11 protein-coding genes and 3 pseudogenes are annotated in these 12,654 nt (G+C 46.6%); 9 read left to right on the top strand and 5 right to left on the bottom strand.

The genetic code is table 11. The features are described 5' to 3' along the window. From GY843_RS19095 to GY843_RS19060, 8 genes are all read left to right on the top strand, one after another. A partial coding sequence (locus GY843_RS19095; protein ID WP_297312056.1) for an efflux RND transporter permease subunit occupies window positions 1-964 on the top strand: 964 nt, incomplete at its 5' end. A gap of 84 nt (window positions 965-1,048) precedes the next feature. After that, the gene (locus GY843_RS19090; protein WP_297312054.1) at window positions 1,049-1,330 is read left to right on the top strand and encodes a DUF5676 family membrane protein; all 282 of its coding nucleotides are present in this window, start codon (window positions 1,049-1,051) and stop codon (window positions 1,328-1,330) included. 120 nt (window positions 1,331-1,450) lie between these two features. Continuing rightward, on the top strand, window positions 1,451-1,903 hold the full coding sequence (locus GY843_RS19085) for a hypothetical protein (RefSeq protein WP_297312052.1): 453 nt from the start codon (window positions 1,451-1,453) through the stop codon (window positions 1,901-1,903). A gap of 164 nt (window positions 1,904-2,067) precedes the next feature. Next, on the top strand, window positions 2,068-3,033 hold the full coding sequence (locus GY843_RS19080) for a hypothetical protein (RefSeq protein ID WP_297312051.1): 966 nt from the start codon (window positions 2,068-2,070) through the stop codon (window positions 3,031-3,033). Between the two features lie 22 nt (window positions 3,034-3,055). Beyond that, complete coding sequence (locus tag GY843_RS19075; protein WP_297312050.1) at window positions 3,056-5,017, top strand: 2Fe-2S iron-sulfur cluster-binding protein; 1,962 nt, start codon at window positions 3,056-3,058, stop codon at window positions 5,015-5,017. A 4-nt stretch (window positions 5,018-5,021) separates the two neighbouring features. Continuing rightward, window positions 5,022-5,777 carry a hypothetical protein gene (locus tag GY843_RS19070; RefSeq protein ID WP_297312049.1) on the top strand — a complete coding sequence of 252 codons (756 nt, stop codon included), beginning with the start codon at window positions 5,022-5,024 and terminating at the stop codon, window positions 5,775-5,777. Between the two features lie 323 nt (window positions 5,778-6,100). After that, complete coding sequence (locus GY843_RS19065; protein ID WP_297312048.1) at window positions 6,101-6,568, top strand: hypothetical protein; 468 nt, start codon at window positions 6,101-6,103, stop codon at window positions 6,566-6,568. 16 nt (window positions 6,569-6,584) lie between these two features. Continuing rightward, window positions 6,585-7,808, top strand: coding sequence for a hypothetical protein (locus GY843_RS19060; RefSeq protein WP_297312047.1), 1,224 nt, complete (start codon window positions 6,585-6,587; stop codon window positions 7,806-7,808). A 130-nt stretch (window positions 7,809-7,938) separates the two neighbouring features. On the opposite strand, the pseudogene GY843_RS19050 reads toward GY843_RS19060, so the two are convergent. Further along, window positions 7,939-8,692, bottom strand: a pseudogene (locus GY843_RS19050) (IS3 family transposase); the annotation flags it as partial. Window positions 8,693-8,833: 141 nt separating this feature from the next. Between GY843_RS19050 and GY843_RS19045 the strand changes: the two are divergent. Continuing rightward, complete coding sequence (locus GY843_RS19045; protein WP_297312046.1) at window positions 8,834-9,244, top strand: hypothetical protein; 411 nt, start codon at window positions 8,834-8,836, stop codon at window positions 9,242-9,244. Window positions 9,245-9,343: 99 nt separating this feature from the next. On the opposite strand, the pseudogene GY843_RS19040 reads toward GY843_RS19045, so the two are convergent. The 4 genes and pseudogenes from GY843_RS19040 to GY843_RS19025 form a co-directional block, all read right to left on the bottom strand. Further along, window positions 9,344-9,846, bottom strand: a pseudogene (locus GY843_RS19040) (IS5 family transposase); the annotation flags it as partial. 8 nt (window positions 9,847-9,854) lie between these two features. Continuing rightward, a pseudogene (locus GY843_RS19035) lies at window positions 9,855-10,824 on the bottom strand (IS481 family transposase). A 236-nt stretch (window positions 10,825-11,060) separates the two neighbouring features. Further along, entirely contained in the window at window positions 11,061-11,954 is an 894-nt protein-coding gene (locus GY843_RS19030) for an IS3 family transposase (protein ID WP_297312045.1), read from the bottom strand. Beyond that, entirely contained in the window at window positions 11,900-12,412 is a 513-nt protein-coding gene (locus GY843_RS19025; protein ID WP_297312044.1) for a helix-turn-helix domain-containing protein, read from the bottom strand. The genes GY843_RS19030 and GY843_RS19025 overlap by 55 nt, the downstream gene beginning before the upstream one ends. Between the last annotated feature and the right edge of the window lie 242 nt (window positions 12,413-12,654).

Genomic DNA, 12,654 nt, shown 5'->3' with positions numbered 1-12,654 from the left:
GGATATTATTCAAAGTGCCATTGGCGGCATGAATATCACAGAAACAGTTGAAGGGCTTGAACGGTATCCGGTAAACCTCCGCTATCCACGTGAATTGCGCGATGACATGGAGACCTTGAAACGGGTATTGATACCGACACCCACAGGTACTCAAATTCCCCTGGCCATGGTCGCCAAAATAGACTATCGCCGTGGTCCACCAGTCATCAAAAGCGAAGATGCGCGTCCTAACGCTTGGATTTATGTTGATATTTCTACATCGGATATCGGTGGCTATGTGGCCAAGGCAAAACAGGTCTTGCAGGAGCAGGTTACCGTACCAGCTGGTTATACCATTACCTGGTCAGGACAATTTGAATACATGGAGCGTGCTGCTGCGCGTTTGAGTATTGTCGCGCCAGCAACACTGTTAATCATTTTTCTATTGCTCTATTTCAATTTCCGCAACATCACTGAGCCGTTAGTTGTAATGCTATCGATCCCGTTTGGTTTGGTTGGCGGTATTTGGCTCATTTATATCAACGATTACAACATGTCTGTTGCCGTAGCGGTCGGGTTCATTGCGTTGGCCGGGATGGCCGCAGAAATTGGTGTACTCGTTTTAAGTTTTATTGATGCCGAAATTGCGAAAAGGCGGACTGCCGCGCAAGGCAGTTTGTCATTTGAAGAAATCAAGGAAGCCGTTCTTTCAGCAACATCAAAACGTGTCCGTCCTGTGGCGATGACTGCCATATCAACGATGGCGGGTTTAATTCCCATTATGTTGAGTAGCGGAACAGGATCGGATGTGACACACCGTATTGCTGCCCCCATGTTGGGCGGGATGCTGACCGTTACTATCCTCAACCTGTTGGTATTGCCGGTAATTTACAGCTTTATCTTACAGTTTCAGGAGAAAAGAAGGACGGCAGCGGAGCCCCCCGAAACTCCACTTGAAATACAAGAAGGGGGAGAGTCGACATGATATTGGCAGCTGTTTTGGCACTGGCCTTCAGCATTAGAAATAAGTAGTGACTGGGTGCCAAAAGAATCAGAAAACGAGGAAATAATGATGATAAATACAAATAAATTGGCAATGGCAAGTGCATTGTCTGCAGGTCTTCTATGGGTGATATGTAGCGCTATTGTTGTGCTATTTCCTCACTCCACACTACAAATGACTGGACACATGATACATGTCGATTTAGCCCAGACTACCTGGACTTTGACATGGACAGGGTTCTTGGTCGGACTGGTAGGTTGGGTAGCTTTAGCTGCTATAACTGGCGCGTCACTCGCAGTTATTTATAACAGCTTGGTTGGCAAAGAAGGGCACTGTGATAGAGGGTGAAACAAAAGCCTAATACACAGTGGAGTTTGACGACGATTGGCATATAGCCATCAACAACTTTTTAATGAGAAACAACTTCAGCGTCTTAGCACGCTTCAAATATACCTAAAGGAGATCTTTATGAAAAACCTTAGCAAATACGCCCTTATGGCAGCATTGATCATCAGTCCTTTGACTGCAGTCCAGGCAAATCAGCACATGATGAAAGATGGCATGGCAATGCATGCGATGGACGATGCAAAGATGGAAATGATGCAAAAGCATATGTCTGAAATGGAGCAATTGCTCGAAAATGCCAAGCAAGAGCAGGACCCCAAAAAGCGTCAAAAAATGTTGGACGATCATGCCAAGAGCATGGGGAAAATGACGGAAATGATGGGGAGCAAAATGGATGGTATGGGCAAAAAGGGAGGACATCACGGTAAAAAAATGTCGGATGCCAAAGACATGAGCTCGACACAAAAAATGGAAATGATGGAAAAACGGATGGCAATGATGGAAAAAATGATGAAGCAAATGATGGGCCATACGGCAGCGAAATCTAAAAAACATGATCACATGAAAATGAAATAATGTAATCAACAAGCACTGACCTATCCCTGTAGCTGGATAGACGGTGACCAGGGTGTCAGCAGTGCAGCAACGCTTCGGCTATGGCATTTCTAACGCAAATGCCATAGGCAGAATCGAGTTTAATCCAGTCGGGGTGTTTAGTACCCGTGAAAGGCATGTGTCATATGAAAAACTTACTTACATCAGTATTCGGTGAACGAGGTCACTCGCCACTGCTTATTCTTTTGGTCACTCTGCTGTCCGCTTGCTCGGTCAATGCACAACCAGCTGGCGAGAAGCAAAGAAGTCCCGTGCCTGAGAGTACTCAAGCGGTTGAGAACAACTCGACAAGTGATTTCTCCAAGATACAACGTGCGCTGGACCAAATGAACAGTAATTTAAAACAGTCTGCGTCATCTACTCCCACAAATTCCCCAAAAACAACACCCAGCGATAGACAAGTAGCAGGGGATGGCTCAACGGCTCTGCAAGCAGATTCCAACATGCAATCCTCCAAGAAGATGGGCATGGGTAAAGGCATGGGCATGGGTAAAGGCATGGGCATGGATAAAGGCATGGGCATGGATAAAGGCATGGGCATGGATAAAGGCATGGGCATGGGAAAAGGCATGAAAATGGATATGTCTGCGCCTATGTCTATGCAAGGCATGCAGAAAGATAAAATGATGATGGGTAAATGTAAGGGCATGATGTGCAAAATGGGCATGAAAAACATGCCTATGATGGGGCAGCCACCCAAAGATCAAGCGCCTGGAACCACCAACACTGAAACTAGCCTCCCCGGCTACGCAAGTGCACCTCATCTCTATCACATCGGAGAAAATGAGTTTTTTTTGGATCACTCTGCGCTTCTTTATTTAACACAAAGCCAAATGGATCAACTGCAAAGCATCCAATCGCAATGGCAACGTCAGCAAAAATCCTTGATTTCTGAACGCGATTCCCACGAACAGCGTCTGTGGGAGCTCACGGCCCTGGGGCAGCCTGACTATAAGGCGATCCAAAAAACCGTAATGGCAATTGAATCGACAAATTCAAAGATCCGCTTGGCTTTCATACAACAAGTTGGAAAGGCAGTCTCGGTTCTAACGACCCAGCAAGTGTCCAGACTCACCGACACAAAGCTTTGATCAACCATAAGAGAACACCGTGATGCCCAAAAAAAATAAAGTAAGAAAGTATTGGCCAACTGCACACTATTCGAGATTCCTACCGGTCGTGATGGTAGCCGTAGCAGGTCTGTTAGCGACCTTGTCAGTTCATGCACAAGAATCTGATGCAGAGCATCGCAGCCATCATCCGGATGTCTATGGTGAGCAGAGTCAATCTGAATCGGGTAATACAAAAGGTGGCAAGCCTGGTAAACAACCTTCCTCCGGCAATGGAATGGGTGGAGGTATGGGAGCTGGCATGGGCAAAATGATGGATGGCATGATGGAGAAGATGGGAGCGCCAAAACCCAAGGATCTTTACCCATCATTGATGCGGCTCCCTGAATTACCCGAGGAAAAGCGCGAAGAAGTTCTGACGAAAGCTGTTGGTCGAATGCAGGCGGGCACCGCCATCATGGTCCAAGGATTCGATGCTTTGTCGCGAGCAGATGCACGGCAGGATTTTACACGGATGCAATCGGCGGTCCTCGAAATAGAACAAGGCTTAAGTCAGTACAACAGCGGCTTGGCGGCAAAACGTGCTTTGACAGAAGGGCAAGCGCCTCGTCGAGTTGCCTTGGAATGGTTTAAGCGTGAAATGAACCTTCTACCTACAGTCAGCTCTCACGAGCCCCCTCGGTTTCTGGGGATGACGCCATTGCATACGGGCATCATGTTGGTTCTCATCGCATTTGCCGTCACCATGATTTGGATGTACGTCTTCAAAATGCGTCGAGCGGGTGCTTTGATGGAAGAGCTTAGGCAGCAATCGCTTACCGATGCAGATGCTTCGCCAAAGACACCTGAGGATAGTCAAAAGGAATCCCCTTCTGACAATACCGCTGATGTCTCTAACACTGTTGTCCCAAGTGGTGATGCCCCGGCCGCCGCCGTCCCGACTAAAGCTGGCCGTTATACCGGTCCTCTGCGAGTAACCGGTATATTTACTGAGACTCACGATGTTAAAACATTTCGCTTGGCACAGCCGAACGGAGAACAGCTGCCTTTTAATTACGAGCCGGGCCAATTTGTCACCTTCAGTTTATCGATTCCAGGCCAGGAGAAAATCGTTAAACGATCTTACACCATCGCCTCATCTCCAAGTCAACGTGACTATATGGAGGTCACCATTAAGAGAGAGGAACATGGGCTTGTTTCGCGCCATATGCACGATACCGTCAAGCTCAATGATCTGTTGGAAATTAAAGCACCCAATGGCAAATTCTATTTTAACGGTCAAGGGGTAAATAGTGTTGTTCTAGTCTCAGGTGGCGTCGGGATTACACCCATGATGAGTGCTGTTCGTTATCTCACGGCACAGTGTTGGGAGGGGGATATCTACTTCATCTTCAGCGCACGAACAACCCACGACTTTATATTTGAGCAAGAGCTTCTCTATTTACAGCGACGTCACAGCAACCTGCATGTACTGATCAGTATGACGCGGGCGGAAGGCACAACCTGGATGGGGCCTCAAGGGCGACTAACCCCAGAGTTAATTAAGGGATTCGTACCTGAATTGACATCGAAAGTTGCACACATCTGTGGCCCGCCGGCCATGATGGATGCTATTTCCGACATGTTGCTTGAATTGGGTATGCCAAAGAAAAGTATCAAGACCGAAGCCTTTGGCGGTGAACCCCCCAAGAAAAAGGCCGCTCCTTCGACTGCATCGAGTACTGAGGCTTCAGCTGAAGCCTCAACTCATGAGGTGAAGTTTGTTGCGTCTGGAAAGCAAGGAAAATCAGGTCCTGAAGAAACAATTCTGGAAGTCGCAGAAGCATTGGACGTTGATATCGAAAGCTCCTGTCGAGCCGGGAGCTGTGGCAGTTGCAAAGTGAAGCTGCTTAGCGGGAGCGTCGAAATGGATGTGGACGACGGCCTGGAAGACGAGGATAAAGCAGGCGGTTACATACTGGCATGCCAGGCCATTCCCTCAACACCGGTTGAAGTAGAGGCCTGACACGATGAATAACCAAGAACGTCAGATTGTCGGTGGACTACTCCTACTCATGTTGCTGCTCTGGCTGGGCTTTATCTGGCATCGAGACCCCCGTTTCCCAGGCAGCTTTGAAGGCAGTCTTTTAGGGATCATTGCCGCGCTGTTCATGTTTGTTCCTTTGTTTTACCTGGTTATCAAACGGGTGAAACCTTTGAAGAAATGGATCACCCGAAGAGTTCCTATGCCAAAGCTTCTCCTTTGGCATGTCTATGCCGGTGTGCTCGGCCCTATATTGGGACTGTTGCACAGTGCCCACCGGTTTGACAGTTATGTGGGTTCTTCGTTGATCATTCTTATGTTTGTCGTGGTTATTAGTGGCTTTATTGGTCGCTATCTGCTCTCCCTGATTTCCTCCAGTTTGCGCGATAAAAAAGCTTTAAGGAGTGACCTCCACTCGAAATTTCAACAGGTCAGAGTGGAGCTGGAAAGCCAGGGGCAAGAGGGTCATCCGAGCCCAGTACATTCATTTCACCGATCGCTCTTGCCAGCACTCGTAGACGCCAGTTTTTGGTCTCAGCATCCAGCCAAGACATCAACTGCGCAGGCTCTCAAGCTGGTAGATGCCATATCCGATGTCGACTACAGCATCAAAATTCATGATACCGCTAAAGGGTGGTTTCAACGCTGGTTGAAATTCCATATCGCCATTTCGTTAGTGCTTTATGCATTGTTAATTTTTCATATTGGTTCTGAAATTTATTTCGGGTTGAGGTGGCTTTGAAAACGCGTATTTTGACTTTTATTGGCATTGCTTTGTCGGTGCTTTTGATCAGCCATCTGTGGCATCAATCGGATAATCCAGCGGATATAAACTGGGAACAAACGGTGAGCCCGGGAGAGCTGAGCACGGCTCATGCTTTTCTTGAAAACAACTGTGAGGGGTGCCATACACCCGTACAAGGTGTGACACGCGAAAATTGCGTGATGTGTCACGCCAATGAGTTAGAAATTCTTCAACGACAGCCCACAGCATTCCACGCCGATGTGACTGAATGTGCTTCGTGTCACCAGGAGCACCATGGACGAAACGCCAAGATTTCCGTTATGGATCATAAGTTCCTTACGACGGTGGGAATGGCAATGTTGCCAAACCCGACCATTCAATTCGATGAAGGGACGGCTACACGCGATCTTCTGCAAAGCATCGTATCCAGTGATCGACCAACTGATCCATTGTTCGTACACCCGAGCATTTCAGTAGAAGAATCCGTTTTACAGTGTGCGAGTTGTCACGGCAATGATGACCGTCACTTTGGCCTCTTTGGTAACGACTGTGCTTCGTGTCATAGAACGGATCAGTGGTCTTTACCGGAGTTCATACACCCGTCAAATCAATCCTACGATTGTAACCAATGTCACGAAGCGCCACCCAGCCATTACATGCAACACTTCAAAATGATTTCTGCAAAAGTTGCGGGTCAACATAAGGCCAAGGTGGAAGAGTGCTTTGCTTGCCATCAATCGACCTCCTGGAATGATATTAAACGTGCTGGCTGGTACAAGCACCATTGAGCTAGGAGGAATATATATGTTTTTAAATAGCGTTGCGGTCAGTGTCACATTGTTAGTCGGTATCATGCTGTTTCACCGACGGCTTCGTCACTCAGAACAATGGCGCGCCACTGTGACCCCCCTTGCATCCATTATTGGTAGCGGTTTTTTAATCGTTGCTCCCTTGTTGCATTCAGTGATGGGTAAATGGGCCTTACTGGGTATGGTAGGGCTATCGGTATTTGCCTACGCACTGGGTTGGGTCATACGCTTTAATATTACAAATGCAGAGCCCTACCTGGAGAAACACCCCACAGGCGTTATCTCTCGATTAGAGAAAGCGGCTCAATGGAGTCTGGGGATTGCGTACGCCATTTCTGTGGCCTTTTATATCAGTCTGTTTACAGCCTTTATATTTGACAGGTTGGGAGTTTCCGACCCTGTAGCCGGAAAGTGGGCCACCACGGTTTTACTACTTTCGATCATGACAATCGCCTGGCTGCGCGGGGCGAAGGGACTGGAGTGGATAGAGCTTGTCGCGGTAACCATTAAACTGGCCATTATACTGGGTGTGCTTGCTGCACTACTGTCCTTCGACATTGTCGAGGGGGCAGCCTGGTTTCAGCATGAAGCCATTACGGAGCTCAGCTTGATTCAGACCACGGCGATGCTGGCCGGTATGCTGATGGTCACGCAGGGGTTTGAGACTGCTCGATTTATGGGAGAGCAGTACAATCCCGAACAACGCATCAATGCGGTCAAATATTCTCAGGGAATCGCTATCACACTTTATGTGGTTTTTATTGGTCTGACATGCCCCATTTTTCTCACGTTTCCTATCACTGAACTCAACGAAACTACTATCAGCCATACACTGGGTAAAGCCGTTTGGGTATTGCCGTTTTTATTGTTGATTGCCGCAACGGCGAGCCAACTCAGTGCAGCGTTAGCCGATACGATCGGAGGCGGGGGCTTGTTAAAAGAGCTGGTTCAATGGCGACTTTCCAATAATGTTTACTACATGCTCATTATTGTACTGGCACTGTTTCTTGTTTGGTCCGCCAATGTATTTGAAATCATCAATTTGGCATCGAAGGGATTCGCATTGTACTACCTCATGCAGGTTCTCATCGCTATTTCTTTAGTTTGGAAGTTACCCCGAAATGGAGTGCTGATATGGCCACGGGTAGTCCTCATGGGCGTACTGGGTATTGGGCTTGTTTTTGTTATTGGCTGGTCAATTCCTGCGCCACACAGTTAAGGAACCTACGATCTAGTCCCACCTTCTGAGCAATTTTTCTGATCAGGCAGAATTGACGGCGTAATTGCCCGATATTTGATCGTTTATCACCGTCTGCATACCGATTTCTCAGCATGCAGACGGATTTATTCTACTCACGCAGCATTTGATCCACACGCACGATGTTCGCCAAGGCGAACAGCATGGCCAGTTTGCTATCGTTCTTCTTCAGCCCACGGTAGCGGGCCTTAGTAAAACCAAATTGGCATTTGATTATCCGGAACGGATGCTAAACCTTGGCACGCGCGCTGTTGTAAAACAGATCTATGTATTCAAAGATATCACTGCGTGCATCTTCTCTGATTGCATAAACCTACGGCGGATTCTTTCCCTTTTCAGTAGTTGAAAAAAGCTCTCAGCAACTGCATTGTCATGGCAGTTACCTCGTCGGCTCATACTGCCTTTTAGGCCATGTACCTCTAAAAAGGATTGCCAATCATGACTTGTGTACCGACTTCCCTGATCAGAATGAAAACATTCGGGATTACATCGCTAAATAGCCATGAGTAAAGCATCCAGCACTAGTTTCTTAGTAATACGGGATTGTATTGACCAATCACTCGCCTGGAGAACAGATCAACGACTAAACCCAAATACAGCCAACCCTCATGAGTTTTGATATAGGTAATATCTGTTACCCATGCCTTGTTAGGCGCAGAAACACTGAACTGCTGCTGAAGTCGGTTCTGAGTGACAATATGAACCTTCCCGCTTGTCTGACGTGGTTTCCTGTAACCAACTTGTGCCTTCAGCTCTACTAAACGCATGTGCCGATAAACTCTATTGGGGCCACAGGCTTCACCATATTCACGTAGATCGCTATGGATCTTGCGATAACCGTATACACCTCAGGACATCAGAGCATGGATTATCTCATGCTGAGGGGCTTAATCGCATGTTCCTTAGTTACAGTAGATAAAATATGTTGACCTCCGGTTAGTAGGATATTTAAACTGGTATCTCCAACTAACCTAAGGCTATTAAACATGAAAAAGCTATATTCCTCATTTATTATTTCTGCAGCTATCGCATTTAGTAACTCATCTGTAGCTGATGAGAAACATTACATGCCCCATAGTGGCGACGGACCTCAGGGCCATATGATGGAGGGTAAAAAACACAAGCCGGGAATGGACGAGAGTCATCCTGTGGTTCCAACCACTAAAGCGCAAAAAGCTTCATCCACTAACGAACACTATATGCCGCATTCTGGTGACGGGCCTCAAGGTCATACGATGAAAGGTAAAAACCATCCTGCCGGTGCATCCTCTGATCATGTCGAAAAGTATGGGAGTGGTGAACATAGCAAAACTGAAGGCAAACACTACATGATGGAAGGAGGTGACGGCCCACAAGGTCAAATGATGAAAGGAGACAAGCATCCTTCCAACTTATAAACTTTCATTAATCAAGCCGTATTTACGGCGTAAATGCCCGATATTCACCCGTTTCTCACCGTCTGCATGCCGATTTCTCAGCATGCAGACGAACTTGCCCTAAGTCAGTAGCATCTGATCCCCGCGTACGACATTCGCTAAAGCGAAGAGCGTGGCCAGCTTGCTGTCGTTCTTCTTCAATCCACGATAGCACGCCTTGGTGAAGACGAACTGACACTTGATAATCCGAAATGGATGCTCAACCTTCGCACGAATGCTGGCTTTCAGATACTCGGTCTTCGGTTGAGCTTTATTGATACGCGGGAGCTTCTTTAGCTCTTTGACCTTGCTGGGAACTTCACAATGTGCCAATCGGCCTCTACACCTTCAAGCTCATCTCAATTCTCTGCGCCACGATAGCCACTATCGGCAAAGATAAAGCCTTCCTAGCCGTAAAGAAGGTGGCCGGCCTGGTTGAGGTCATGCTCATTCGCGGCAGTGGTGGTGAAACTGTGCGTCAGGCCGGTTATGGCATCAACACCGATATGGACTTTCATGCCGAAGTGCCATTTATTTCCCTTCTAAGTTTGGTGCATCTCAGGATCGCGCTCTCCAGCTTCATTTGTGTGACTCATAGAGACCGTTTCAATCTGGCCGACTCCAAATCTAACTTGTAGTTGGCCTCTTCTATACGTTCTTTAGATGGCAGGTAATCTGCATACGACTCCTCGGAAATCGGAGTTTCTTCGCTCAACTTAAGGTAACGCTCCATTGGTGTTTTGCCTTTATGAGCACTGTGAGGGCGATCCAAGTTGTAGTAGTACTGCCATTCAGCAAGTAAGTCATCAATATGTTCTGAGGCCATATCAATGGTCGCGTAAAACTCTGTCTTATCTGTTTTCTGCGAACGCTCAACCTTGCCATTCAAATGAGGTGAGTCTGGCTTATTTGGACGGAATTTAATTCCTAGATCCATCAACTTTTCTCGGACTTTAACAGCAAAAAATTCACGAGCACGATCTGTCTGTATCCGTTGAATTGGGAAAGGCATCTCTTCTATAACGGCATCAATAAAATCTAACGTGTTGGCTGCTGTGCGACGCTTATAGATGCGTAAAACTCTATAACGGGTTCAATCATCAACAGACGTGTATTGATATAAGCCTGGGCCGATTTTGCAGGTATCCATTTCTACTCTATCGCTAGGGATCGGCGTTCATACCTGATGTAATCTGACTTCTTACGAAGCTTTTTGACTGGCTTTACTTGATGCTTTTTTAAAACTTTATGGATAGATGCCAGCGACAATGAAATATGCTGAAGCCGTAATAACTCACTTTGAAGTCACCTTGCACCAAGATTACGAGAGACTCTGAGGTTTAGAATTAAGTTTTCCATCTCAGCACTAATTTTGGTGTTAGGAGACGTGTGAGGGCGTTTACTGAGACTGTGTAGGCCCTCTTCACCATCGGCCCGAATCTACGCCACCATTTCCTCAAAGTAGGTCTGGAGATGCCACATCTACGGCATACAAAGCCGGTATCACTAGACTCCTCATAGAGGCGAACCCATAGTAATCGTTGCTGAAATTCTCTGTTCATAGCACCCCATAATAGTGAAAGGATGTCTATGAATCACACACTTCATTTCTTCCTGTAAAGTAGACCCGCTCTCCGTTACCTACAAATTCCCTTGCGGCATAGCTATCTGTTTCCATACGACCCATATCACAACCAACAAGAGCTGTTGACAGCAATAAAACACCAAAGGTTCTCATATTATTATTTCCATAAAAAAGCCCTCATCTGAACTGACCCCGTAAAGTTGGACATTTCAGTTAAGCGGCTTTTAAGGCCTGGTTTCGATATTCTATCGGAGTCAGGCCTTTTAGTTTCACCTTAATCCGTTTGGTATTGTAATACTCAATATAAGCTTTGATTTGTGCTATCAAATCATCGGCATTTTCAAAGCTTTTATTGTGGTACATCTCGGTTTTAAGTAGGGCAAAGAAGTTTTCAGCCACGGCGTTATCTAAACAATTGCCTTTTCTCGACATGCTTTGCTTTAACCCATGACCAGTTACCTGTTTCTGATAAGCCCGGTGGCGGTATTGCCAACCCTGGTCATTATGTATGATAGGCTTTGACTTGGGCGTGAGATTTGAGATTGCTTGCTCAAGCATATCCATCACAAGCGATAAGCGTGCGGTTTTCGCAATGCTATAGGCAACCACTTCTCTGGTAAACAAGTCGACGACCGGTGACAGGTAAACCTTCTGCTCTTTGACCTTAAATTCTGTCACATCCGTGACCCACTTCTCATCGGGCTTAGTCGCGCTAAAGTCCCTTTCTAATACATTCGGGGTAATGCTTCCCACTTCACCGCGATAAGAGCGATACTTTTTAGGACGCACCGTCGACTTGAGATCTAGCTGAGCCATCAGCTTTTGAACCGTTTTGTGATTAAGCATCACACCACGCCTCTTTAGCTCCCAATGAATACGGCGATAACCATATCGCCCCTTATGTTCATGATATATGGATACGATCAACTGCTTTTCACATCCATAATTATCTGGGCGCCTGCTCACATCAAGCTGATAGTAAAACACACTTTTTGCAAGCTTGAGTGCTTGGAGTAGATGTCTGAGTGGGTGTTTCTTTCTTAGAGTCAGAGCTATGGCCGTTTTTTCTTTGCTCGACGGCTTTTTTCCTGCTCCAACTCTTCCCACTTTTTTAAGACAGCATTCTCAGCTCTCAAATAGGCCAATTCTTCTTTTAGCTCTTCAAGTGTCATCTCATGATCTGGTTTAACTGTTCGTTGAGATTGCTTCTTCACGGTGGGAGGCCTTCCTAATGGATTTGTTTCAAGCCCTTTGATACCGCGCTCAGTGTATCTTTTGAGCCAGATAGAGAGTATTCCAGGGGATGTGAGGTTTAGAACAGCACTTGTGTGCGTGATAGACCAATCATTCTTCCACATTAAGCTCAAAGCTTGTAGCTTGGATTGAGCTGTACAAGCATGCTGGGTGGCTAAAAAAGATTCATCCCCATGAATGGCAAAGACTTGAGCCCAATACCTAATTTGTCTTGATGAAATGGAGTGTTGCCGGGCTAAATGGCGAGACGTTATGCCTCCTAAACACTGCCTTGCAACGCAGCATTTAAACTCGCGACTGTATTTGGACATAAAAAGACCCCCAGTAATTGGCTGTCCAACTATTGGGGGTCAGTTCAATCACGAGGGCTTTGGATTATTGGTTCATTAGATAATGGGCTATTGCTTCCAGGTCTTCTTTTTGCATAAAGGAAGTACCATCTCTAACAACTTCCCCCATACTTCCTCCGAAGGCGTCACCATCATGCTTCAGGCCTGATTTTAACGCGTAAGCTAAATCTAATTCGGTCCAACCCTTGTCCAACAGCGCTTGC

It is taken from the genome of Neptuniibacter sp., assembly GCF_024231755.1.
GTDB lineage: Bacteria > Pseudomonadota > Gammaproteobacteria > Pseudomonadales > Balneatricaceae > Neptuniibacter.
This window is presented reverse-complemented; position numbering and strand designations above follow the sequence as displayed.

Bases quoted from the DNA above. Each gene is read 5' to 3' on its own strand.
- GY843_RS19045 (WP_297312046.1), top strand. From the start codon at position 8,834: ATGAAAAAGCTATATTCCTCATTTATTATTTCTGCAGCTATCGCATTT.
- GY843_RS19075 (WP_297312050.1), top strand. From the start codon at position 3,056: ATGCCCAAAAAAAATAAAGTAAGAAAGTATTGGCCAACTGCACACTAT.
- GY843_RS19070 (WP_297312049.1), top strand. From the start codon at position 5,022: ATGAATAACCAAGAACGTCAGATTGTCGGTGGACTACTCCTACTCATG.
- GY843_RS19065 (WP_297312048.1), top strand. From the start codon at position 6,101: ATGGATCATAAGTTCCTTACGACGGTGGGAATGGCAATGTTGCCAAAC.
- GY843_RS19060 (WP_297312047.1), top strand. From the start codon at position 6,585: ATGTTTTTAAATAGCGTTGCGGTCAGTGTCACATTGTTAGTCGGTATC.
- GY843_RS19090 (WP_297312054.1), top strand. From the start codon at position 1,049: ATGATGATAAATACAAATAAATTGGCAATGGCAAGTGCATTGTCTGCA.
- GY843_RS19025 (WP_297312044.1), bottom strand. From the start codon at position 12,412: ATGTCCAAATACAGTCGCGAGTTTAAATGCTGCGTTGCAAGGCAGTGT.
- GY843_RS19080 (WP_297312051.1), top strand. From the start codon at position 2,068: ATGAAAAACTTACTTACATCAGTATTCGGTGAACGAGGTCACTCGCCA.
- GY843_RS19085 (WP_297312052.1), top strand. From the start codon at position 1,451: ATGAAAAACCTTAGCAAATACGCCCTTATGGCAGCATTGATCATCAGT.